We start from the raw sequence: 22103 nt of genomic DNA, 5'->3' as shown, positions 1-22103 counted from the left end.
GGCCGACCCTCCCGGGCCGCTCCCGGCGCCCGCCGACCCACCACGAGGACCTGACGTGACGACCACCCGCGGCTGGCACAGCCACCACCTCTTCCTGCACTCCGCCACCGAGGACACCGACGCGTTCCTGGTCCGGTCGGCCGCCCCGCTCCTCGACGGTCTGGTCGCATCGGGCGAGGCCGCCCGGTGGTTCTTCATCCGGTACGGGGACGGCGGCCCCCACGTGCGGATCCGAGTGCGCGACCTCAGCGCGCCGGCCGCCGCGCGCCTCCCGGGCGAGCTGCGGCGGATGGCCGAAGGGGTGCCCGCGGTGCCCCGGTCGCCGGGGCCTTGGCCGTCCCGCCACGGGGAGGTCCGCACCGTCGCGTACGTACCCGAGACCCACCGCTACGGCGGCCCCCGGGCGCTGCCGGTAGCCGAGGAGGTCTTCGCCGCGTCCACGCAGGTGGCGACACAGGCCCTGCGGGCGCTGCGCGAGGGGAACGGCGGCGGGGCGCGGCTCGCCCTCGCCGCGGACCTCGCCCACGCGACGGTGTACGGACTCGGCATGGACCGGCTCACCGGCGCGCGCTGGCTGCGCCGGCACGCGGCCGGCTGGCGGTGGGTCACCGAGGTGGAGCTGCTGCCCGGCGCGTCCGTGCACACCAGGGTCAACTCCGTCTACGCGGCGCAGCGGGACGGCCTCGCCCGGCGCGCCCAGGACCTGCGGGACCAGCTCGACGCGGGCACCGCGCCCCCGTGGGCCGGGCAGTGGGCGACCCGGGTCCGGGAGAGCGACGAGCTGCTGCGCGCCGGGGACGGGCCGCTACCCGCAGGCGCGCGGCACGCGGAGGGGGAGGCGGATCCGGAGACGGGGGAGGGCTTGGGGGATGAGGTGCGGGCCTGGGTCTGGGCCTCGCAGCTGCACATGCTCTTCAACCGGCTGGGAGTCACCCCCGACGAGGAGCGGGCCGTGTGCCGGCTGGCCGCCCGGACCCTGCTGGAGACAGGCGGCCGGCCGCAGGGGTTCTTTCCGGACGGACACACGGCCCCCGACCTCCAGTACATGGAGCGCAGCAAGTTCCAGATCGGCCGCAACGAGGACACGGCGCTGCGCCCCCTGGCGCCCGTGCCGCAGCCGGCGGGGCCCGAGACCGCCCTGCCCGCGTACCCGCTGCCCGAGGTGACGCTCGGCTCCGTACTGGCGCGGCGGCGCTCGGTGCGCGGCGCACTGCGCGGACCGCTCGATGCCGGCGGACTGGGCGCACTGCTGTGGCATTCCCTGTCCGAGAGCGGCAGTTCGCGGCAGCGCCTCGCGGACGGCTCGCACCGCACCCTGGCCCACCGCCCCCATCCCAGTGCGGGCGCCCGGTACACCGCCCGGGTACGGCTGCTGGTCCTCGACGTGGCGGGACTCCCGGCGGGGACCTACGACTGCGTACCGGAACGGCGGACGCTGCGCCACATCGGACCGGCCCCGGCGGTACCGGACATCAAGGCGCTGTCCACCTACCTGTCCCGCCCGGCGACGGACCCGGACTGGATCGGCATCGACGAGGCGCCGCTGGTCCTGGCCGTGTACGCGGACCTCGGCCTGCTGCGCCGCCGCTACGGGCTGCGCGCGCTGCGCCTGGCCCTGCTGGAGACGGGCCACCTGACGCAGACCCTGCTCCTGACGGCCACGGCCCTGGGCCTGGGCGGCACCCCGCTGGGAGGCTTCCACGACGATCTCGCCCACGAACTCCTGGGCTTGGACGACCTCGACCAGCCGCTGCAGTACCTCCTCCCGCTGGGACGCGGCGCGACGGGGTGAACGGCGCGACGCGCCGGCCCCCGGCGGGAGGCGGCTCGGGTCGCGCCGGTCCGGCCCGGCTCGGGTCACGCCGGGCCGGCCCCGCGCTGTCGTCAGTCGCCGGGATTGCGCTGGTGGTGGCTGTCCCGGCGGAGCCGGTCGGTGTGGCGGGTCATGGCGTCGATGCGGCCGGCGAGCTCGGCGTCCTCGGGCCGCAGGTGCGGCCGGGCATCTGCGAGGGGGCCCACGAGGCGAGCGGCGTCGTTGTCCGCCAGGGCCCGGTTCAGATCGCCCACGGAAGCCTGCGCACCGGCGGGGAGATCGCTGAGCGAGGTGACCTGCCCGGCGAGCCGGCGCAGGTCCGCCGCGTTGTCGCGGGCCCAGGAGGTGACGCTGCGGTCGGCGGCCCGCACATCCCGGGTGGCCTGCACGCGCTGCTCGCCCGTCGTCCCGGCGGCTCCCGGGCGCAGGCGCAGGTAGCGGCGCTCGGCGGCCTGACGGCTGGCGACTCCCAGGGGTCCGGCCAGATCGGCCCAGCTGGCGCCCGCGCTCCGGGCGGTCTCGATGAGACCGCTCTCCCAGCCGGCGAGCTGCTCGCGGATCTCGCGCAGGAGGAGCAGCGACGCCAGGGCCCGCTCAGGCCCGCCGGAGGAGGGCAGCGGGGGAGCGCCCCCGTCGTCCGCCGCACGTGCAGCGGCGGTCAGGGCCTGGTGGATGTCGTCGAGGGCCGCGGAGGCCGCAGCGAAGGGAACCGCCGGGGGGCCGCCCCGCGGCGCGGGCTGGTCTGCTGGGGTCACGGTCACTCCCTACGGCGTCGATGTCATCCATCAGGTGACGCCTTGCTTGTCATCGTTTGGATGACATGCTACAACGGAAACACGTTGAAGCGCATGGGCAGTTCCTGCCTGAACCAACCGGAGGTGTTTCGCGATGCTGATGCGCACTGACCCGTTCCGCGAGATGGACCGCATCGTCCAGCAGCTGTCGGGGACGTCGGGGACCTGGTCGAAGCCGTCGGTCATGCCGATGGACGCCTACCGCGAGGGCGACGTCTACGTGATCGCCTTCGACCTTCCCGGCGTCAGCACCGAGGCGATCGACATCGACGTGGAGCGGAACATGCTCACGGTGAAGGCCGAGCGCCGCCCGGCCGCCAAGGCCGACCGGGTACAGATGGAGCTCTCCGAGCGCCCCCTCGGTGTCTTCTCGCGCCAGATCGTCCTGGCCGACACCCTGGACACCGAGCACATCCAGGCCGACTACGACGCGGGTGTGCTGACCCTGCGCATCCCGATCGCCGAACGCGCCAAGCCCCGCAAGATCAGCATCGGCCGCACCGGCGACCCGAAGCAGATCAGCGGCTGAACCCGGCGTCGGCGGCGGAAGGCGGACAGCCGGCGCCGAACCCGCAAGCGCCGCATCCGCGAAGAGAGCCGCACCTGCGAAAGAGAACGAACCTGCGAAGAGAAAGGCAACCGCGGAACCATGTTCGACCAGCCTCGACCGAACCGGCCCCTGACGGCCACGCCGTTCGACCAGATGCTGGAACGGGTGCGCTACGACGGTGCGTACCCGACCCGCGAGCGCGCCGCCGAGGTCGTCCACGACGTGCTCGCCGCGCTGGGACGGCAGGTCACCGGTGACGAACGCGTCGCCCTCGCCCAGTGCCTGCCCCTGGAGGCGGCGCTCGCCCTCGCCGCCCAGGTCCCCGATGGTGAGCAGCTCACCGGCTGGGGCTTCGTGAAGGACCTGGCCGCCCGCACCGGCTCCACCCCCGCCATCGCCCGCTGGGACGCCGGGGCCGTCCTCGCCGTCGTGGCGGCCCTCGCCGGACCGGACCTGCTGGCCCGCATCCTCGGCGGGCTCCCGGACGGCTACGCGCTCCTGTTCGGCCAGGCCCAGCTGCAACAGCCGCGGCGCCAGCCGCAGGCGCGGCGGGAGCCGCAGCGCCAGCACCAGCTCGCCGCGTAGGGGCGCTCGTTCAGGCACGGCCCGCCCCTCCCCGCGAGGGGGGCGGGCCGCCCGCGCGAGCAGGTCAGACCTGGCCGAGGTCCGTGCTCACCCAGTGCGTGGGGCGCATGTGGATCACGACCTGTTCACCATGGTTCTGCCACGCGAAGTCGACGTAGGCGTCCACCTTGTCCGGCGGCAGGTACCGGGCGGACATCTCGGTCAACTGCTCGCGCGTGCCGGCGACGGTGGAGACGACCGGGCCCTCGACCGACACGTACCGGATCGTCGGCTCCACGCGGTCGGCCATCAGGCTGAACCGCCCGGCCGCCGCGATCAGTCCGGCCTTGCGGGAGTCCCGGCCGGTCATGATCCACACATCTCCGCCCGGGGCGTACTGGTACCAGATCGGCACCGTCAGCGGTGCGCGTCCGCCGCCCTCGCCCGCGTCCACGGCCAGTGCGGCGATGTGGGGTTCGGCGAAGAACTGCTCACGTTCGGTACGGGACAGGGCCACGGCACACTCCTTCGGCGGCGAGGACTCACGGACTCACGGGCTCACGGGGTTACGAAGTTACGGGATCACGAGCCTCGGGGCCTGACGGGGCGTACGGTAATCGGCCGGTCAGCGGAAGGCTGCCGCGTTGCGCTCGGCCCACGCCGCGAAGGTTCCCGGAGCCCTGCCCAGGACGCGCCCGGCGTCGGGGCTCACCCACCGCTCCCGGTCGGTGGGTTCGCCCAGGATCGCCAGGGTCCCCTCGACGGCGGGCAGCGGCATGAACCGGGCCATCAGCGCGTGGGCCTCCTCGCGGGTTTGCTCGGTGAAGCGGACCGGCTCACCCAGCGCCGCCGCGATCGCCGCCGCCCGCTCCCGCGGGGTGGTCGCCTCGGGGCCGGTCAGCGTGTAGGTGGCGCCGCGGTGCGCCTCCTCGCGCAGGACGGCGGCGGCGACCGCTGCCACGTCGTCGGGATCGACGAACGGCAGCCCGACGTCACCGAAGGGCGCTGCCGCCGCCCGGTGCGTGCGGATCGACTCCGCCCAGGCGAGGGCGTTGGTGGCCATCCCGCCCGACCGCAGGATCGTCCAGTCGAGACCGGACTCCCGTACGGCCTTCTCGAACAGTGCGGCGTGCTCGTACTGCGCCGGGCGCGTCCCCGCCCCCTGTGACGACAGCAGCACCACCTCGCGGATCCCCGCGGCCCGCGCCGCGTCCAGTACGGCGTACGGCTCCTGGCCCGCCACCAGCAGGAAGAGCGCCCGCGCGCCGTCGAACGCGGCCCGCAGCCCGGCCGGCTCGGCCAGGTCGCCGGCCACCGCCCGCACCCCGGGCGGCACGTCGGCGGCGGTGATGTGCCGCGCCACGGCCGTCACGGGGATCCGCTCCTCGGTGAGCATCCGCACCAGCGCCCGTCCGACGTTCCCGGTCGCACCCGTCACCACGATCATGTCGATCTCCTCGGCCCTCGTCATAAAGTGAGTCGAATGACTAACTCCAGGCCGGACGCTACCGCCGTGGCCGCCTGCTGTCTATAGTCAGTCGGGTGACTGACTCAACGGAATCCCGGAGCCCCCGGGCCAAGGCCGCCGGGAAGCGGCAGCGGCTGACGGCCGCCACCGCCCGGATCCTGCACGAGCAGGGCGTGGAGCGCACGACCATCGCCGACATCGCCCGCGCCGCCGATGTCCCCTCGGGCAACGTGTACTACTACTTCAAGACCAAGGACGAGCTGATCGAGGCCGCACTCGCGGAGCACACCAGGCACCTGGAAGCCCTCACCGGCGAGCTCGACCAGCTCCCGGACCCCCGCGAACGCCTGAAGGGGCTCGTGGCCGCATGGGTCGCCCAGCGCGACACGGCGGCCCGCTACGGCTGTCCCACGGGCACGCTCGCCGTCGAGCTGGACAAGCGCACCGAGGGCGGTCTCGACCTCGCGGCGGGCCGCGTCATCCGCGGGCTGCTGAGCTGGGTGGAACGGCAGTACGGGCTGCTGGGCGCCGCCGACCCCGCGGGTCTGGCCGTGGCGCTCGTCGGTGCCTACCAGGGCATGTCCCTGCTGGCCAACGCCCTGCGCGACCCGGAGATCATGACTCGGGAAGGGGCGCGTCTCGTACGCGAGATCGACGGCCTGTCCTGAAGCGGCCACCGGAGCGGCGGCGCCGGCCCGCTCGGCGACCGATTCGACAGGCGGCGACCGCTTCGACAGGCGCCGACTCCTCCATGGCGGGAGGCCCCTCCACGCGCTCGCCCTCCTGACCGCGCCGGTCGCCGACCGCCTGCCGCCTGCCGGACCCCAGGTCTTGCTCTGCGGACCTCGGCGGGCCGGGCGGGACTTCGGCGACTGGGTTTCAGCCCGCCTCGGGCGCCGGCTCCGGGACGGGAACGACCGGCAGCAGCGCGCCGGCGCCGGTGACCTCCAGGAGCCGGACCAGCTGCTGGGTCGGGCCGGCCAGGCACATGGCGCGCCCGGCTTCCTCCGCGGCCATGCGCGCCCGCAGCAGCACGGACAGCCCGGTCGAGTCGCAGAAGGTGAGGCCGCTGACGTCGACGACGACGGGACCGGAGCCGTCGTCGGCGACCGCTTCCATCAGCATGCTGCGCAGCTCGTCGGTCCGGTCCATGTCGATGTCGCCCATGACCCGCACCACCGTGGCCTCGGCGCCGCTTGCGGACGGCCGTGCGCCGCCGGTGTTCTGTTCTTCTTCGTGTCCGTGCACGGGCACGCCCTCCGCGGTGTGTGATCTCTGCTGGGTGCACCCTACGAGGGCTCCGCACCGCGGGGCCAGCGGCGCCGGCCGGCGGCGGGGGCCGGGCCGGCCCCGGTCAGACGATCTCTCCGGCGCAGCGCTCGTGACCGCCGCAGGAGTAACAGGTGTAGCGCATGCAGCCGGTGCACAGCCCGATGTTCTCCAACAGGTAGCTGTCGCCGCAGGTCTGGCAGGTGGTCCGCTCGCGGAGCATGGCCTCCCAGCCGCCCCGGCCGCCGATGGAGTCGTACGACGCGGCGACGAACTCCGCCCACGCGATGTCGTGGTCGGTCCAGTGCAGCAGGTGCCAGGAGTACACCGCGAAGAACGCCTTGCCCGTCACCAGGTGGCGGGCGCGGCGGCCGTCGCGGATCCACATCCCGGCGAGCCGGCCTATCCGGGCCTCCAGGGGCAGTTGGCAGTCCAGGACCACGTCGTTGCTCGTCACCGCCGCATTATGCGGTCCCGGCGGCCCTCGGGGACAGGCATCCGACCGCGGGCTGCGCGCTCGGGGGCGGGCGCAACGTTCCTCCGGTGAATCCGGCGGTCCGAGCGGGTGAGCCGTCTCCCCTTTCCCCGTGGCCGCCGGGAGGGGGCGCTACATCTCCCCAGGTGATCGAAAACCTGATGCTGCGCGGCCTGCCCGCGCTCCTCCTCGCCCTGGCGTCCCTCGCCCCGGCCCCGGCCCAAGCTCCCGCGGCCGCCGCCCCGGACCCGGTCGTGTTCGTCCACGGGTGGAGCGCGGAGGGATCCGCCTGGGACGAGATGGCCGGCCGCTTCCGGGCCGACGGCTGGCCCGCCGACCGCCTCGACCAGTGGACCTATGACAGCAGCCGGACCAACGCCACCACGGCGGCCCTGCTCGCCGAGGAGATCGACCGCGTCCTGGCCGCCACCGGGGCCGCCAAGGTCGACATCATCACCCACTCGATGGGCGCGCTGTCCGCCCGCCGCTACCTCAAGAACCTCGCGGGCGGGTCCAAGGTCGATGCGTGGGTGTCCCTGGCGGGGCCCAACCACGGCACGGACACCGCCCGCTTGTGCGCGGGGGTCGCCTGCAGGGAGATGCGGCCCGGCTCCGCCTTCCTGAACGACCTGAACTCCGGGGACGAGACCCCGGGCCCCTCCCGCTACGCCACCTGGGGCTCGCCCTGCGACATCGTCATCAATCCGGACAGCAGTGTGGCCCTCGCCGGCGCCGTCAACCATACGACCCGGTGCCTCAGTCACGGGCAGCTGCGGACCGACCCCACGGTGTTCGGGGAGGTCGAGGCCCACGTGCGCTGAGCCCGGTCGCCACCCTGTCGCCGGCCCGGGCGGGACACGGGCGACGCCGGACGCCGCGCGCCTTGCCGGCGCTCCTTCGACGACAGGACCTACGCGTCCGCGGTCCGGGCGACGTCGGCCAGGTGACGGGTGGCCTGGGCGTGCGCCGCGCGGGCGGTGGCCGCGGCGCGAGCGGCGTCGGCCATGTTGCGTCCCATCACCCGGCGCGTCTCTCGGTCCGGGGAGATCACGGTGACCCGCGCCCCGCCCCGTGCCAGGGCGGCGGCTTCTTCGGCCGCGGTCCGGTGCGGGCCCGGCGGCTTGGGGACCGGCGCCAGGACCACCACGCGCCGCGCCCCGCCCGCCAGCGCGCAGTTGGTGGTCGAGCGGACCCCGCCGTCGATCCACTGCCGTCCCGCGACGGTGACCGCGGGCCACACCACCGGCACCGCGCAGCTCGCCGCCACCGCGTCGAGGAGGGTGACGCCCGATGCCGCGTCGAAGGCGGCGGGCTCTCCCGTGCGCGCGTCGACGGCCACCACGCGCAACGGCCGGTCGGGCCATGCCCGTACGTCTCCCAGCAAACCGACGACGGCGTCGCGCGCCGCGTACGGGGGTGCACTGCGGACGGCCAGGGCGGCCCGCCCCAGTCGCCGGGCCGATCCCTGACTGGTCCGCGAACCGAGCGCCGCCCAGAGGAATCCGGCGCTCTGGCGGGCCGTCACCGTCAGGTCGATCCGGTCTGCGCCCTCCAGTTGACGCCGGTACAGCTCCACGGCGGAGGTCCCCGCCGCCAGGCGGGCGCCGAGCACGGCCCCCGCGGACGTGCCGAGCAGCCGGCCGGAGGCGACCACCTCGGCCGCCCGGCCCCCCGCGGCGGCCAGGCCGGCCAGCATCCCCGCGAGCCACGCCGCGCCGAGGGGACCTCCGCCACCCAGTACCAGAGTCGTGCCGTCGTCCCGCACCTTCCGCCCCCGCTCCCAGCCGACCAAAATGGGGATTGCTCCCCGTTTCCTGCTCCGACGATAACATCAGTACCGGGGAATGGTCCCCACTACCTGTGGAGGCACCCATGTCCGTACGCCGGGACGCGCGACGCAACCGCGAACTCCTCGTCGCCGCAGCCCGCGAGGTCTTCGCCGGTCAGGGGCTCGACGCCCCCTTCGACGAGATCGCCCGCCGGGCCGGCGTCGGCAACGCCACGCTCTACCGGCACTTCCCCACCCGCGCGGCCCTGATCGAGGAGGTCTTCCACGACCGGCTCGCCCACACCGTGGCGGCCGGGGAGCGGGCCCGCGGGGCCGAGGACGGCTGGAGCGGACTGACCGGCTATCTGGAAGAGGTGTTCGCCGGGCTCGCCGCCGACCGCGGCGCGAACGACCTGATGACCTCGAGCATCGAGGGCGTCCCGTCCCTGGACGCGATCCACGCCCACAACCGCGAAACCGTGGACCTCCTGCTGGCGCGCGCCCGCGAGAGCGGCGTCCTGCGTGCCGATGTCACCACCGAGGACCTGCTCCTGCTGCTCGCCGCACTCGGCCGGATCGTCCCCGCCCTCGCCGCGACGGTCCCCGACGGCTGGCGCCGGTCGCTGACGCTCGTCCTCGACGGGCTGCGCACCGGCCCGGCCCCGGCGCGCGCCCTGCCCGGGGCGCCGCTGTCCCCGGGCGAACTGGGCGACGTACTGCGCGACCTGGGCCCGCACCGTGCCCGGCCGGCGTCGCCGGCTTAGGTCCGTGCGATCCGCGCGATCCGCGCGGGCCACCGGCGCCGCCCCGGTCAGACGGGCGATGCCGCGAGCCGCCGCGACCAGCGGACGGGCAGTGCTGCCAGGCCCCGGAGCATGACGCCCTGACGGTGCACCAGCGTGTCCGCATCCACGGTCAGCGCGAGGTCCGGGCAGCGCCGCAACAGCGTCTCCAGGGCGATCCGCCCCTCGGCGCGGGCCAGCGGCGCGCCCAGGCAGTGGTGGACGCCGTGTCCGAAGGCGAGGTGCCCGCGGGGCGGCCGCCGGATGTCGAAGCGGTCGGGGTCGGGGAAGTGACGGGGATCCCGGGAGGCCGCGGCCGGCGAGAGCAGCACGCTGTCACCGGCCGGAATGCGGACCCCGTCGATCTCCAGTGGTTCGGCGGCGTACCGGAAGGCGGCGGCGGTGACCGGTCCGTCGTAGCGCAGGATCTCCTCGACGGCGCCGTCCAGCAAGCTCATGTCGCCCCGCAATGCGGCCAGTTGATCCGGATGGCGCAGCAGCGCCAGGACGCCCGCCGAGATCAGGTTGACCGTCGTCTCGTGTCCGGCGACGAGCAACAGGAAGGCCATGCCGAGGAGTTCCCCGGCGTCGAGCCGCTCCTCCCGGGCGTGGGCGCGGACCAGCGAACTCAGCAGGTCCGCCCCCGGGTCGGCGGATTTGAGGTCGATGAGGCGGGCGAAGTAGGCGCTCATCTCCGCGCCGGCGGCGTCCGCCGCGCCCGCCGACGTCGGTGTGACGAGCTCGCTGGACCAGGCGTGGAACAGGTGCCGGTCCTCGCCCGGCACGCCGAGCAGCTCGCAGATGACGGTCAGGGGCAGTGGGAGGGCGTAGGCGTCGACCAGATCGGCCGTGCCGGCCGTGGGCAGGGCGTCCAGGAGTGCGTCGGCCGCCCGCTGGACGCGGGGGCCCAGGGCGGCGACACGTCCGGCGGTGAACTCCCGGGCGACCAGGCCGCGCAGCCGGGTGTGCCGGGGTGCGTCGGCCTGCAGCATGTTGAGCCCGACGGCGTTCCCGCCGTCGCTCTCCCACGACGCCGAATGGCGGATGTCGTTGCGCAGCCTCGGATCGGCGAGCGCCGCCCGCACCTCGTCCCGGCCGATCACCAACCAGGCATCGCCGGTTCCCGGCACGTGGATCCGGTGCACGAGGCCGCGCTCCCGCAGGGCGGCGTACACGGGATAGGGGCCGGCGCCGGGGTCGGCGCCCGCTGGAGCCAGTTCCTCAAGGGTCGGGGCAGGCACGGAAGTTCTTCCCTTCCTCAAGTGGGGAGAGGTCCCCGTTTGACGCCACGCTATCAAAGAAACGGGGACAGCTCCCCGCATCGTGCGGCCCGAGGACGCACACCGTGTGGTCGCCACCGGGTGCGAGTGGGACGTGGGCGGCGGTTCGCGGGAGAACATGCGGGCGGGTGGGCGAGCGAGCAGACGGGAGCGGGCACGCCGGGGCGGGCGGGCGGGGCGGCCCGCGGATGGGCGGCCCGCGCAACAGGCGGCCCTCGGAACGGACGAGCGTCGGAACGGACGAGCCGTCGGAGCGTACGAGCGGGTGAGCGAGCGACGTGCCGGTCCGGGTCGCGGCGTCGTCCCCCGGCGCATGGCTGCGCAGCAGCAGGGGTGTTCCCCGGCCGGGCCGCCGCCGTACCCTGCGTGGCGGCGGGGTGTGCGTCACCTGATGGTGAGGGGGAATCGTCGTGGGCGAGGGCACATGGGCGCGGATCCGGCGGCGGTTGCGCGGGGACGCGGCCCCGGACGGCGACGGGGACGGGGGCGGGGACAGGAGCCGGGGTCGCCGGAGGGCGAGGACCGACGAGTCCGGGGACGCGCCGTTCACCGTCACCCGCGGGGAGAAGGCCGACGGGACCCCGGTGATCGAGGTGACCCTCGGGCCGGTCATGTCCAGCTTCCTCCTCGTCGAGGCCGAACTCGACGACTACGCGGCCGACGATCCCCGCGCGGCGGAACTGCTCACCCGGCACGCCCGCTACCTCATGCAGCAGCGCGATCCCGCCGAAGCCGCCGCCGTCTACCGGCGGGTCCTGGCCCTGCGCCAGGCCACCCTCGGCCCCGACCACCCGGACACCCTCGCCACCGGGCACAGTCTCGCCTTCGCCCTGTACCGGCAAGGCGACTACGCGCAAGCGGAGAAGATCCAGCGTCACGTGTACGAGCGGCGCCGGGCCGTCCTCGGCCCGGGGGACCCGGAGACGGCCAACAGCGGCGGCAACCTCGGCAACCTGCTGTTCCGGCTCGGGCGGCTGGACGAATCCGAGCAGGTGCAGCGTGCCGCCATCGCCGTATGGGAGCGGATCGGCGGACCCGACGCCACGGAAACCCTGCACGGGCTGATGAGGCTGGCCGCGGTGCTGCGGGCACGGGGGATGGCGGAAGAGACCGAACGGGTCTGCGCCCGGCTCGTGGAGGGCTTCGACCGGGCGGAGGGCCCCGACTCCGCCGCCGTGCTCCAGGCCCGCAGCAACCACGTCACCGCCCTGCTCTCGCTGCACCGCTTCGCCGCGGCCCTGCCCGCCTCCAGGGCGGTGGTGGCCGACGCCGAGCGCGCACTCGGAGCCCTCCACGAAGTGACGCTCCACGCGCGGCACGGCCTCGCCGACGCCCTGGCCCTGACGGAGCGGACACAGGAGGCGGTCGGCGCGATCCGCGCCGCGGTCGACGGCTACGTCCGCGCCGCCGGCCCCGACCACCCGCTCACCCTGGCCGCCCGGGAGCGGTACGCCGAACTGCTGGCCGCCGCCGGGGACCGGCAGGGCGCCGTACGCGAGGCGCGGGCGTGCCTGGCCGGCCGGGAACGTGCCCAGGGCCCGGGGCACCCGGACACCGAGAGGACGCGGCTGCTGCTGGCGGCCCTGCGCCGGGACTGACCGCGCCCCGGTCCGCCGCCCGGCCGGTCACGCCCCGGTCCGCCGCCCGGCCGGTCACGCCCCGGTCCGCCGCCCGTCCGGTCAGGCCCCGGTGTGCGTGTGCGCGGCCCAGAGGGTGGGGGTCCGCGGGTAGCGGGCCCGCAGCACGCGCACCGCGTCGTGCAGGGCGTACGGCGCCCGGTCGGCGCGCACCCAGGACCCGGCGCCGGCGCGGTCCGTGCCCCCGTAGAACAGGCGCGTGACCTCCAGCGAGGCCGCGTCGTCGACCTGCCACAACGTGCCCACCACGTGCCGGAACCCGGCCAGCAGGAACGCCCCCGTGATGTGCACCGCCTCGTCGGCGAGGGCAGGGGCCCCGCGGGCGGTCGAGCAGGCGGACAGGAAGGCCAACTCCGCCCGCTCGATGCCGAGCCCGGACAGGTCGGCCACCGTCAGCGGATGTTCGGCGTGGTCGGCGGTCAGCAGCCGGGCGGCCCCCGGGCGCTGCTGGTCGTCGACGGCGTGGCAGGCGAAGTGGGCGTGGCTGGCCCCGCGCAACGCGGCCAGCACGCTGTCCCGTACGGCGTCCCCGTCCGCGGTGATCCGGGCGGCGGGCAGCGCCGCCGCGGCCACGGCCGCCTCCTCGGCCGCCGCGGGCAGCGCACCGTAGCCGCCGCCGGTCCGACCCATCGCCACCACGCAGGCCGACGCCCGCGCGGGGTCCCCCGGCGGCCGGGACCGGACGCGGCGCAGCGCCTCGACCGTCGGCGTGTACGAGGACACGACCCGGTCCAGGGCCGCGCCCTCCCCGCCCCGCAACCGGCGCCCACCGCCCCCGGGAGACGACTGCGCCGCATGCAGCGGCAGCAGCGCCATGGGGCCCGTCGGGCACCACCACACCCTCGGCCAGGGAGCTCCGGGACGGGGCGCGGTACGGATCCGGAGGCGGTGCAGCACGGGGCCCACGGTCGTGTGCCACAACCAGTCCAGGACTCCGGCGACCGTCTGCTGCGCGGCCATCCGCTGCCGGGCCCCGACGGCGGGATCGTGCGCGGCCGCCGTGGCCTCGCGGAGCCGGTCGGCCTGGTCGAAGGCGGCGGTGAAGGTCAGGCCGGGCAGCCGGAGCACCTCCAGCCGGCCGCGGCACAGCAGCAGGGCGTCGCAGCGGTACCTGCTGGGGACGACGACCGCGACGGGCTCCGCCCCGGTGTCGGAGAGCAATTCCGCGGCGGTGGGCGGGCGGAGGAAGGAGTCGAGGCCCGGCAGCGCCCGGATGCGCCGGAGCAGGTCCTCCCACTGCGCCTCCCCGTCCGGACCCGGCCCGGCGCCGCCGCGTGGTCCGGCACCGGCGCCGGCACCCGGCCCGGCGCCGGCACCCGGCCCGGCCGCGCCGGGCAGCGCGGCGCCGTCCCGCGGACCGCGGCCGTGGGCGAAGGGCGGGTCCGGCGGCCGCGCCGGGTCGATGGCGCGCCGCAGCCGGAGGTACTCCTCGGCGAGGCCCGCGTCGGCCTGCCACAGGGGCTCCAGCCCGCCGCGGGCGGTGAGCCGGCGGGCCAGCATGACCCCGCGGCCGTGTTCGATGAGCTCCAGGGCGCGTCCCCGCCGGCCGGCGTTGAGCGCGCAGCCGGCGGCTGCCGAGGCCAGCCCGGCGCTGGCTCCGAGGTCGTGGTGCTGGTCGATCAGCAGCCGGTCGCGGGAGGCCAGACGCGGCAGCAGGGCCACGGCCTCCGCGAGCGCGGCGGCCGCCGCGTCCCACTGCCCGAGGCCGGCCCGCACGTGCCCCTGGAAGGCGAGCGCCTCGACCCGGCGGCTGACGGGCGCGGTGCGCACGGCCACGGCCGACTCCGCATACCGAGCCGCCTCGTGCAGCGGGCGGCGCTCGCCCGTGTGCAGGTGCTCGGCGCGCAGTGCCTGGACGAGGGAGTGCAGCGTCGCCATCTGCTCCGGATCGTCCGGGGCGAACGAGCCGGCCGCGTCGCGGAGCAGCTCGACCGCCTCGTGCAGATCGGCGAGGTCCCCCCGGGCGTCGTACAGGCGGCGCAGTGCGTAGGCGAGGCCGTCGAGGAACTTCCAGCCGTGCGGCGTGTCTTCCGGCGCGTGGGCGAGGGCGTGCCGGAAGTAGCCGACCGCGATCTCCAGCGGCGCGGTGTCGCCGGTGTGACGGTGGATGCGCTCCAGTACGGAGGCCAGGTTGGCCACGGCGTCCGGCCGGTCGGGGTGCCTGTCCGGCAGCAGTTCGAAGGCCGACGCGGCGACCCGGAACGCCTCGCCCAGGGACTCGTCGTCGCCCGTGCGTTCGTGACGGCGGATCAGGGCCGTGCCGAGCGAGGTCAGCAGGCCGTGGCGGGCTTCGCGCTGCCACCCGCCCTCCGGGGGCAGGTCGATCGTGGTCCGCAGGACCTCGATGGCGCGGTCCACGTCCCCGGTGTGGCGGGTCGGGCGGGCCCGGGTGAGCAGGCAGGCGGACAGTTCGGCGGCCGCCACCGCCCGGTTGTGCCCGGTGGCCAGGTCCGCTGCACGCCCCAGCAGGTCGATAGCCTCGTCGAGGTCGGCGGCGCTTCCCTGGAGCCGGTAGCGGGTGTGCAAGGCCGTGCCGAGCAGGCCGCGGGCGGCGGACTCGTTCACCGGGCTGCCGGCAGCCGTGGCCGCCACGGCTTCGCGCCCCCTGCTGATCGCCTCGTCCAGGTCCGTGGCGCGCCCGCCCGCCTTGTACGCCGCGAGGAGGGTCTGGAACGTCACCAGCAGCAGGACGGGCCGGTCGGGATGCCCGGCCGGCCGCACCTGGAGGGCCGCGCCGAGGAGCCGTACGGCTTCTGCGCGGTTGCTGCCCCCGGAGTCTGCGACGGCGTCGAGCGCCTCGGCGAGCAGGACGACCCGTTCGACGGTTTCGTCCGCCGTGACCGGTGATGCGGCGAACGCCTTGCCGAGCCAGTGCACCGCCTCCTGTGCGTCGACGGGGTCGTGGTCCTGTCCGAAGCGGGCCAGCAGGGCCGCACCGAGCCCGGTCAGCAGGGCGGCGTGCCGCTGGGCCGGGCGGGGCTCCCGCTCCAGGGCCGCACGCGCCGCCGCGACGCGCGCGTCGAAGCCGCCGCTGACGCCCCCGGCGCCCGGGCCGCGTGCGCCGCCCGGACCACCGGACAACCGGGAGGAGCCGGGGCGCGGGTCCCCGTCAGGGTCGGCGTGGGGGCGCGGACCGGCCGCGTCGTCTCGCGTCATGCTCCCGGCCGCCTCCGTCGATCTCCGTGTGCCGTCCGTCCCCCTCCAACTACCCTGACACACAAGGAAGCAGGCGGGTCCCGGTCGCGCGCGGTCAATGCCGTGCGCCCGCCGGCGGAGGGGCAGGACACGATGCGCGGCGAACGCCCGGCGGCGACGCGACTGTCGGAGGTGACGGCCGGACAGGTGTCCCGTATGTGCGCGGACCTGGCCGAACTCCCCGAACTGGTGGGGGAGGAGGCCAGGGCCGCCCTGGCCCGGCTGCGGGTGCCTGCGGCCGGCGAGGACCAGGCGCGCAGGGTCCTCGCGGAGATCGAGGAACTGCTGCGACGCCACGGTCTGACGGGCGCCTGGACGGCGGGGCGCGGTCCGCAGGCCGCACCGGGAGGGCCCTACCAGCCGCTTCCCGGACTGGCCGCGGCCCGGCCGGTGGAGGAGGTGCTGGTCTGCCCCGGCGATCTGTGCGACCGGGTGGAGATCCCGCGGGCGGGAGCCGGGCAACCGCAGTGCGCCGTCTGGCAGTGCCCGTTGCCGCCGTTTCGGATGGAGGCGTGACGGCGCTGCTGGCCTCCCTCGGCGGCAGGCTCGCCGAACGCTGGCTGGCGGTCGTGGTGTTGCCCGGCGTGCTGTACGTCTGCGCCGTCGCGGCGGCGCTCGAACTCGGACACGCCCACGCCACGGACGCGGCCCGGCTGCGGGACGCCCTCGACCGCTTCGCCGTGTCCCCGGTCGCGCAGAGCAACGGAGCGCTGCTGCTGACCGCGGCAGCCGTCGGCGCCGGCGCCCTCGCCGCAGGGGGCGCGGCCCGCTGCCTGGGACGGCTGTTCTCCCTGCTGTGGACCGAGGACTGGGGGCGGCTGGGGGCGCCCCTGGCCCGCCGGCGCAAGCGCCGCTGGACGGCGGCGACCCTGCGGTACGAGCAGGCGCTGCGGGAGAAGGCCCGCATCCTGCGCGGGATGCGTCCGCCGCGGCCGGACGGCACTGCGCCGGACACCGCCGCTCTGGCCGCCGCCCGGGACCGGATCGCGCTGACCGAGCCGCGGGTGGCGACCTGGATGGGCGACCGGATGCGCTCGGCGGACGCGCGGGTCCGCCGCGCCTACGACCTGGACCTGGCCACCGTATGGCCGTGCCTGTGGCTGACGCTGTCCGAGGAGGCCCGTATCCCGCTGGCCGAGGCGCAGGCGGTCTTCTCGGCCGCGGCGCGATCGGCGGGCTGGGGGGCGCTCTACCTCGTGCTCGGCCTGTGGTGGTGGCCCGCGGCGCCGGCCGGAGCCGCCGTCGTCGTGGTCGGCTGGTGGCGGGGCCGGGAAGCCGTCGAACACCTGGCGCGGCTGGTGGAGCACACCGTGGACCTGAACACGGCGGCCCTCGCGGAAGCGGTCGGCCACCGGCTCTCCGGGCCGTTCACCCCCGCCGACGGGGCGGCGGTGACCAGGATCCTGCGCAAGGCGGGATGAGGCCCGCCGCCGCGTCACCGTGCCCGTCAGGCGGGGAGGGCGCCGGCCGTCGGGACGGCGGTGCCGCACAGGTCGGTGACTCCGGACCACTGCACGCCCGGACCCGGCACAGCCGGACCGCCTCCACAGAGCCGGGCCGCCTCCACACAGCCGGGCCGCCTCCACACAGCCGGGCCGCCTCCACGCCCGGACCGCCTCCGCATACCCGGACCGCGTGATACCCGGACCGCGTGCCGGTCGCCGGTCTACGGCTGCGCGTCCAGCCAGCTCGGCCTGTGGGCGTAGAGCACGCGCCGGCAGAGGCTGGTGCACGGCACGGCACGGCACGGCACCGCTCGGCACCGCACGGCACGTCGTCGGCGGCCGAGCGGGCTGTGCACAGGTGCGTCCGACGGGCCGTTGGCCGGGGCCGGCCCAGGGCGCCTCACCGCTGTGTCGTGGGCCGGTCACGGATCCGCCACAACGCCGTGTCCCGCAGAACTGCGGCACGGCCCCGTGGTGTCTTCGTCCACGAGTGCCGGCGTGGGACCGGTCGTGAACCTCGGGAGCGCACATGCAGCACACAGCGGGTGTCAGCCGGGCAGCCGGAGCGATGGTCGTGGCGGTGGCGCTCGCCGCCCTGGTGGGCGGCTGCACGCCGGCCGGTGACGACGGCGCGCTCCCCGAACCGTCGGCGCCCCCGTCCACGGGACCGGCTTCGGCGCTGCCGACGCCGGCGGGCGGTTCCTCCGCCGGAACCCCGGCCGGGGCGGGCCCCAGCGGACCCGGCCCTTCAGCGCCCGGCCCGGCCGCCGGCGGGAAGGCATGTACGGCCGACCAGGTCAAGGTCTCCGACGGCCACCAGGCCGATGTCCGGCCGACGGGGACGGGAACGGGAGCCGTCGTCGTCTCCGTGACGAACACCTCGACGCACGCCTGCACCCTGCGCGGATTCCCGACCGCCGCCGGGATCGGCGACGGGTCACCCGGCCGGAACATCCCGCTCACCACCACCCCCGGCGGCTCCGCCGCCACCGTGTCCCTGGTTCCGGGCGGCCGGGCCTGGACGAAACTCACCTTCGTCAACGTCCAGGGGGAGGCCGACGGCTACTGCGTGTCCGGCGCCACGCCGACCACCTTCCGCACGCTCGCCCTCGGCGTCCCGGACGCGGGCTCGCACCGGCTCTCCATGGACGACGGCATCTTCGCGGAGTGCGACGACAAGGTGACGGTGACCGCCTTCTCGACGACCCGGCCCTCCTGAAGATCCGTCACGGCGCCGCCCGCCGGGGCCGTGACGGGTCCGGCCCGTGCCCTCCGGGGTCCGCCCGTGCCCTCCGGGGTGCGGCCCGTGCCCTCCGGGACCGATCGGGGGCCCTTCGCAGCCGGGCCGGGCCCCGGAGGGCGCCAGGGCGCTGTGCATACTGCTGGGCATGAGGTCCTCGATCGCCGTCCGCATACACCTGATGATCACCTTCGTACTGGTGACGTGCGGCGCCGTCGCGGGAGCCTGCTTCGGCCTTCTCCTGGGCGGCCGGCTGACGGCCGCGGTGGCCGGTGCGGCCGCCGGACTGGGCGCGGGCATCGGCTCGTTCCTCTCCCGCCGCCACGTGGCGGCCTTCCTGCGGCCCGATCAGGACGGCGCCCGGTCCGGCGGGTACGCGGAGGGGATCGCCGACGCGGTCCTCGTGAGCATCGCGACGTATCAGGCCGCGGTCTTCCCGCTCACCCCGGACGGGGTGAGCGGGCAGGAGCGGGAAGCGCGCCGTACCGTCGCCTACCGCGTCTCGGCCTACGACGGTCTGCCGCTCGCGGTACGGGTGTCGGCGGCGGCCGCGCTGGAGGCCGTCGACCAGGGCCAGGACGCGGAGCGGGCCAGGGCCGCGATGAAGGCGCTGTCCCTCACGGTCTACGACCACCGCGCCGGGCGCTGACGCAAAGACCGTGGGCGGTCGCACCATACGGAAGGCGGGTCGGGGGAGACCCGTATGGCGCGACCGCCCACGGCCACCGGGGAGCCGCACCGCTCAGTAACCGCTTCCCGTCCCCGCTTGTGACCGGCTGCCGCGCCCGTAAACGCGACTCGGTCGCCCCTCCCGTGTGGCGTGCCTCACAGGCGCCGGACGGTCCCATGGCCGCAGATGCGGTCCGCTCGGTCCGGTGACCGTCTCACGACCGGATTTCCGGGCGGCGTGCCCGGCGGCTCGGACCCGCCCGCGCACCCCGGGTTTTGCATGACCATACATGTTTATGCATACTCTTCCTATGTCTAAGGTCCTCACCTCCCTTCCCGCCGACGAGCGCGTCGGCATCGCCTTCTCGGGCGGCCTCGACACTTCCGTCGCGGTCGCGTGGATGCGCGACAAGGGCGCCATCCCGTGCACCTACACCGCCGACATCGGCCAGTACGACGAGCCCGACATCGCCTCGGTGCCCGGTCGCGCGAAGACCTACGGCGCCGAGATCGCCCGCCTGGTCGACTGCCGCGCCGCGCTGGTGGAGGAGGGCCTGGCCGCGCTCGCCTGCGGCGCGTTCCACATCCGCTCCGGCGGTCGTGCCTACTTCAACACCACCCCGCTCGGCCGCGCCGTCACCGGCACCCTGCTGGTACGGGCGATGCTGGAGGACGACGTACAGATCTGGGGCGACGGCTCGACCTTCAAGGGCAACGACATCGAGCGGTTCTACCGCTACGGCCTGCTCGCCAATCCGCACCTGCGGATCTACAAGCCGTGGCTGGACGCGGACTTCGTGACCGAGCTCGGCGGCCGCAAGGAGATGTCGCAGTGGCTGCTCGCCCACGAGCTGCCCTACCGCGACAGTACGGAGAAGGCGTACTCCACCGACGCCAACATCTGGGGCGCCACCCACGAGGCCAAGACCCTGGAGCACCTGGACACGGGCGTGGAGACCGTGGAGCCGATCATGGGCGTCCGGTTCTGGGACCCCTCGGTGGAGATCGCCGCGGAGGACGTGACGATCGGCTTCGAACAGGGCCGCCCGGTGACGGTCAACGGCGTCGCCTTCGACTCCCCGGTGGACCTGGTGATGGAGGCCAACGCCATCGGCGGCCGCCACGGCATGGGCATGTCGGACCAGATCGAGAACCGGATCATCGAGGCCAAGAGCCGCGGCATCTACGAGGCGCCCGGCATGGCCCTGCTGCATGCGGCCTACGAGCGCCTCGTCAACGCGATCCACAACGAGGACACCCTCGCGCAGTACCACAACGAGGGCCGTCGCCTCGGCCGGCTGATGTACGAGGGCCGCTGGCTCGACCCGCAGGCGCTGATGGTGCGTGAGTCCCTGCAGCGCTGGGTCGGCACGGCCGTCACCGGCGAGGTCACGCTGCGGCTGCGGCGCGGTGAGGACTACTCCATCCTCGACACCACGGGCCCGGCCTTCAGCTACCACCCGGACAAGCTGTCCATGGAGCGCACCGAGGACTCGGCCTTCGGTCCGGTGGACCGGATCGGCCAGCTCACCATGCGCAACCTCGACATCGCCGACTCGCGGGCCAAGCTGGAGCAGTACGCCGGACTCGGCCTGCTCGGCACCTCGCACCCCGCCATCGGCGCTGCCCAGGCGGCCGCGACCGGGCTCATCGGCGCCATGCAGGAGGGCGGCGCCGAGGCCATCGCCTCGCGCGGCGAAGCCGCCGGCGACGACGAGATGCTGGACCGCGCCGCGATGGAGTTCGGCACGGACTGACCGGCCCCGCCGGGCATGGCCCCGGCTCCGCACGGCACGACCCACCGGCAAGGGCGGGCACCACGCCATCGGCGCGGGGCCCGCCCTTGCCGGTGGTGCGGGCGGCGGTGCGAGGATTCGCCCGGTGGACCCTGCGTGCCGCTCGGCCGAGCCCGGTTCAGGCTGCGGGCGCCGCTGCCGCTGCCGTCTCCGGCTCCTGCGGCGGGTCGCCGAGTTCCTCGCGCAGGTAGTTCCAGACGACCGCGATCAGCGCGGCGACCGGTACCGCGAGCAGGCTTCCGACGATGCCCGCCAGGCTGCCGCCCAGCGTCACCGCGAGCAGCACCACCGCCGCGTGGAGCCCGAGCCCGCGGCTCTGGATCATGGGCTGGAACACGTTGCCCTCGAGCTGCTGCACCAGGACGATGATCGCCAGCACTATCAGGGCGTCCGTCAGGCCGTTCGACACCAGGGCGATGAGCACCGCGACCAGACCGGCGAAGAGGGCGCCGACGATCGGCACGAACGCCGCGACGAAGGTCAGCACCGCCAGCGGCAGCACCAGCGGCACCCCCACGATCCACAGGCCGAGGCCGATGAAGACGGCGTCGAGCAGACCGACGAACGCCTGGGAACGCACGAACGCCCCCAGGGTGTCCCAGCCGCGCTCCGCCACGACCGGCACGTCGGTGGCGAGCCGGCCGGGGAGCTGACGGGTGAGCCACGGCAGGAAACGGGGGCCGTCCTTGAGGAAGAAGAACATCAGGAAGACCGCGAGGACGGCGGTGACGACACCGTTGAACACGGTGCTCACCCCGGTGACGACGGTGGTCACCAGGCTCCCGACGCTGTCCTGGACACGGGCGACCGCGGCGTCGAACGCGCCCGTTATCTGGTCGTCACCGATGTTCAGCGGCGGTCCGGCGGCCCACTCGCGCAGCCTCTGGATGCCCTGGGCCACGCCGTCGGTCAGCTGCCCCGACTGGGAGGCGACCGGCACCGCGATCAGCGCCGCGATGCCCGCCGCGACCAGCAGGAACAGCACGGTGACCACGGACGCGGCCAATGCCGGACGCCACCCGCGCCGGCGCAGGAAGCGGGCCGGTGGCCACGTGAGGGTGGTCATCAACAGGCCCACTATCAAGGGCCAGACGACGGACCACATCTTGCCCAAAAGCCACAGGGCCACCGCAGTCATCACAAGGACCAGCAGCAACTCAGCGGAGAAACGAGCCGATGTGCGCAGCGCGGCGGCGGTTTTCTTGGAACTCAAGGTGGGAGGCATGCCGTCACCCTATGGGCACGCACGCCCGTGGCCGCGGCCGGATCAGCGCGACCTGCGGAGATCGGGGGCGGCCCCCTCGACCGCGCCCTCGGTGGCGGGGTCACCCGGCGTTCGCCGCTCCAGCGGATACGGG

Annotated in this window: 21 protein-coding genes; 12 read left to right on the top strand and 9 right to left on the bottom strand. The window is 75.0% G+C overall.

Going from position 1 to position 22103, the window contains the following annotated elements; all coding sequences use genetic code 11:
• Positions 1-55: 55 nt before the first annotated feature.
• Complete coding sequence (locus AMK16_RS20610; protein ID WP_073917947.1) at positions 56-1792, top strand: thiopeptide-type bacteriocin biosynthesis protein; 1737 nt, start codon at positions 56-58, stop codon at positions 1790-1792.
• 92 nt (positions 1793-1884) lie between these two features.
• Here AMK16_RS20610 and AMK16_RS20605 read toward each other — a convergent pair whose 3' ends face one another.
• Positions 1885-2568, bottom strand: coding sequence for an HSP18 transcriptional regulator (locus tag AMK16_RS20605; RefSeq protein WP_073918805.1), 684 nt, complete (start codon positions 2566-2568; stop codon positions 1885-1887).
• A gap of 133 nt (positions 2569-2701) precedes the next feature.
• Between AMK16_RS20605 and AMK16_RS20600 the strand changes: the two genes are divergently transcribed.
• A complete protein-coding gene (locus AMK16_RS20600) occupies positions 2702-3136 on the top strand; it encodes an Hsp20/alpha crystallin family protein (RefSeq protein WP_073917945.1) in 435 nt (144 codons plus the stop codon).
• A gap of 120 nt (positions 3137-3256) precedes the next feature.
• Positions 3257-3742, top strand: a complete 486-nt coding sequence (locus AMK16_RS20595) for a DUF2267 domain-containing protein (protein WP_073917943.1) — start codon at positions 3257-3259, stop codon at positions 3740-3742.
• Between the two features lie 64 nt (positions 3743-3806).
• On the opposite strand, the gene AMK16_RS20590 is transcribed toward AMK16_RS20595, so the two are convergent.
• Both AMK16_RS20590 and AMK16_RS20585 read right to left on the bottom strand, forming a co-directional pair.
• Positions 3807-4238, bottom strand: coding sequence for a pyridoxamine 5'-phosphate oxidase family protein (locus AMK16_RS20590; RefSeq protein ID WP_073917941.1), 432 nt, complete (start codon positions 4236-4238; stop codon positions 3807-3809).
• Between the two features lie 108 nt (positions 4239-4346).
• Complete coding sequence (locus AMK16_RS20585; protein ID WP_073918803.1) at positions 4347-5168, bottom strand: SDR family oxidoreductase; 822 nt, start codon at positions 5166-5168, stop codon at positions 4347-4349.
• Positions 5169-5263: 95 nt separating this feature from the next.
• Here AMK16_RS20585 and AMK16_RS20580 point away from each other — a divergent pair, with 95 nt between their 5' ends.
• Positions 5264-5857, top strand: coding sequence for a TetR/AcrR family transcriptional regulator (locus AMK16_RS20580; RefSeq protein ID WP_073917939.1), 594 nt, complete (start codon positions 5264-5266; stop codon positions 5855-5857).
• A gap of 211 nt (positions 5858-6068) precedes the next feature.
• Here AMK16_RS20580 and AMK16_RS20575 read toward each other — a convergent pair whose 3' ends face one another.
• Positions 6069-6437, bottom strand: coding sequence for an STAS domain-containing protein (locus AMK16_RS20575; protein ID WP_073917937.1), 369 nt, complete (start codon positions 6435-6437; stop codon positions 6069-6071).
• A 106-nt stretch (positions 6438-6543) separates the two neighbouring features.
• Positions 6544-6915, bottom strand: a complete 372-nt coding sequence (locus AMK16_RS20570) for a hypothetical protein (RefSeq protein WP_073917935.1) — start codon at positions 6913-6915, stop codon at positions 6544-6546.
• A gap of 179 nt (positions 6916-7094) precedes the next feature.
• On the opposite strand from AMK16_RS20570, the gene AMK16_RS20565 reads away from it, so the two are divergent.
• Positions 7095-7754, top strand: coding sequence for an esterase/lipase family protein (locus tag AMK16_RS20565; protein ID WP_073918802.1), 660 nt, complete (start codon positions 7095-7097; stop codon positions 7752-7754).
• Between the two features lie 89 nt (positions 7755-7843).
• On the opposite strand, the gene AMK16_RS20560 is transcribed toward AMK16_RS20565, so the two are convergent.
• Positions 7844-8698 (bottom strand): patatin-like phospholipase family protein, encoded by an 855-nt coding sequence (locus tag AMK16_RS20560; RefSeq protein ID WP_073918800.1) that lies wholly within the window; start codon positions 8696-8698, stop codon positions 7844-7846.
• A gap of 107 nt (positions 8699-8805) precedes the next feature.
• Here AMK16_RS20560 and AMK16_RS20555 point away from each other — a divergent pair, with 107 nt between their 5' ends.
• On the top strand, positions 8806-9465 hold the full coding sequence (locus AMK16_RS20555; protein WP_073917933.1) for a TetR/AcrR family transcriptional regulator: 660 nt from the start codon (positions 8806-8808) through the stop codon (positions 9463-9465).
• Positions 9466-9512: 47 nt separating this feature from the next.
• Here the strand turns inward: AMK16_RS20555 and AMK16_RS20550 are convergent, their stop codons facing one another.
• Positions 9513-10724 carry a cytochrome P450 family protein gene (locus AMK16_RS20550; protein WP_073917931.1) on the bottom strand — a complete coding sequence of 404 codons (1212 nt, stop codon included), beginning with the start codon at positions 10722-10724 and terminating at the stop codon, positions 9513-9515.
• 449 nt (positions 10725-11173) lie between these two features.
• Between AMK16_RS20550 and AMK16_RS38130 the strand changes: the two genes are divergently transcribed.
• The gene (locus tag AMK16_RS38130) at positions 11174-12361 is read left to right on the top strand and encodes a tetratricopeptide repeat protein (RefSeq protein ID WP_073917929.1); all 1188 of its coding nucleotides are present in this window, start codon (positions 11174-11176) and stop codon (positions 12359-12361) included.
• Between the two features lie 81 nt (positions 12362-12442).
• Here AMK16_RS38130 and AMK16_RS36265 read toward each other — a convergent pair whose 3' ends face one another.
• Positions 12443-15556 (bottom strand): CHAT domain-containing protein, encoded by a 3114-nt coding sequence (locus tag AMK16_RS36265; protein ID WP_073917927.1) that lies wholly within the window; start codon positions 15554-15556, stop codon positions 12443-12445.
• A gap of 132 nt (positions 15557-15688) precedes the next feature.
• Here AMK16_RS36265 and AMK16_RS20535 point away from each other — a divergent pair, with 132 nt between their 5' ends.
• From AMK16_RS20535 to argG, 5 genes are all read left to right on the top strand, one after another.
• Positions 15689-16111 (top strand): hypothetical protein, encoded by a 423-nt coding sequence (locus AMK16_RS20535; protein WP_073918798.1) that lies wholly within the window; start codon positions 15689-15691, stop codon positions 16109-16111.
• Positions 16108-17016, top strand: coding sequence for a hypothetical protein (locus AMK16_RS20530; protein WP_073917925.1), 909 nt, complete (start codon positions 16108-16110; stop codon positions 17014-17016). The genes AMK16_RS20535 and AMK16_RS20530 overlap by 4 nt, the downstream gene beginning before the upstream one ends.
• Before the next feature lie 553 nt (positions 17017-17569).
• Positions 17570-18259: a DUF4232 domain-containing protein gene (locus tag AMK16_RS20525; protein ID WP_073917923.1), complete on the top strand. Its 690-nt coding sequence runs from the start codon at positions 17570-17572 to the stop codon at positions 18257-18259.
• A gap of 169 nt (positions 18260-18428) precedes the next feature.
• Entirely contained in the window at positions 18429-18929 is a 501-nt protein-coding gene (locus AMK16_RS20520) for a hypothetical protein (RefSeq protein ID WP_073917921.1), read from the top strand.
• 331 nt (positions 18930-19260) lie between these two features.
• Positions 19261-20706: an argininosuccinate synthase gene (gene argG, locus AMK16_RS20515; protein WP_073917919.1), complete on the top strand. Its 1446-nt coding sequence runs from the start codon at positions 19261-19263 to the stop codon at positions 20704-20706.
• 157 nt (positions 20707-20863) lie between these two features.
• Here argG and AMK16_RS20510 read toward each other — a convergent pair whose 3' ends face one another.
• Positions 20864-21970, bottom strand: coding sequence for an AI-2E family transporter (locus AMK16_RS20510; protein ID WP_073917917.1), 1107 nt, complete (start codon positions 21968-21970; stop codon positions 20864-20866).
• Positions 21971-22103 lie beyond the last annotated feature (133 nt).

Source organism: Streptomyces sp. CB00455, assembly GCF_001905445.1.
GTDB lineage: Bacteria > Actinomycetota > Actinomycetes > Streptomycetales > Streptomycetaceae > Streptomyces.
Note: the sequence above shows the minus strand (reverse complement) of the source record. Positions and strands in the feature narration are given on the sequence as shown.

Bases quoted from the DNA above. Each gene is read 5' to 3' on its own strand.
- AMK16_RS20600 (WP_073917945.1), top strand. From the start codon at position 2,702: ATGCTGATGCGCACTGACCCGTTCCGCGAGATGGACCGCATCGTCCAG.
- AMK16_RS20595 (WP_073917943.1), top strand. From the start codon at position 3,257: ATGTTCGACCAGCCTCGACCGAACCGGCCCCTGACGGCCACGCCGTTC.
- AMK16_RS20585 (WP_073918803.1), bottom strand. From the start codon at position 5,168: ATGATCGTGGTGACGGGTGCGACCGGGAACGTCGGACGGGCGCTGGTG.
- AMK16_RS20565 (WP_073918802.1), top strand. From the start codon at position 7,095: ATGCTGCGCGGCCTGCCCGCGCTCCTCCTCGCCCTGGCGTCCCTCGCC.
- AMK16_RS20555 (WP_073917933.1), top strand. From the start codon at position 8,806: ATGTCCGTACGCCGGGACGCGCGACGCAACCGCGAACTCCTCGTCGCC.
- AMK16_RS36265 (WP_073917927.1), bottom strand. From the start codon at position 15,556: ATGACGCGAGACGACGCGGCCGGTCCGCGCCCCCACGCCGACCCTGAC.
- AMK16_RS20535 (WP_073918798.1), top strand. From the start codon at position 15,689: ATGCGCGGCGAACGCCCGGCGGCGACGCGACTGTCGGAGGTGACGGCC.
- AMK16_RS20525 (WP_073917923.1), top strand. From the start codon at position 17,570: ATGCAGCACACAGCGGGTGTCAGCCGGGCAGCCGGAGCGATGGTCGTG.
- AMK16_RS20520 (WP_073917921.1), top strand. From the start codon at position 18,429: ATGAGGTCCTCGATCGCCGTCCGCATACACCTGATGATCACCTTCGTA.
- argG (WP_073917919.1), top strand. From the start codon at position 19,261: ATGTCTAAGGTCCTCACCTCCCTTCCCGCCGACGAGCGCGTCGGCATC.
- AMK16_RS20510 (WP_073917917.1), bottom strand. From the start codon at position 21,970: ATGCCTCCCACCTTGAGTTCCAAGAAAACCGCCGCCGCGCTGCGCACA.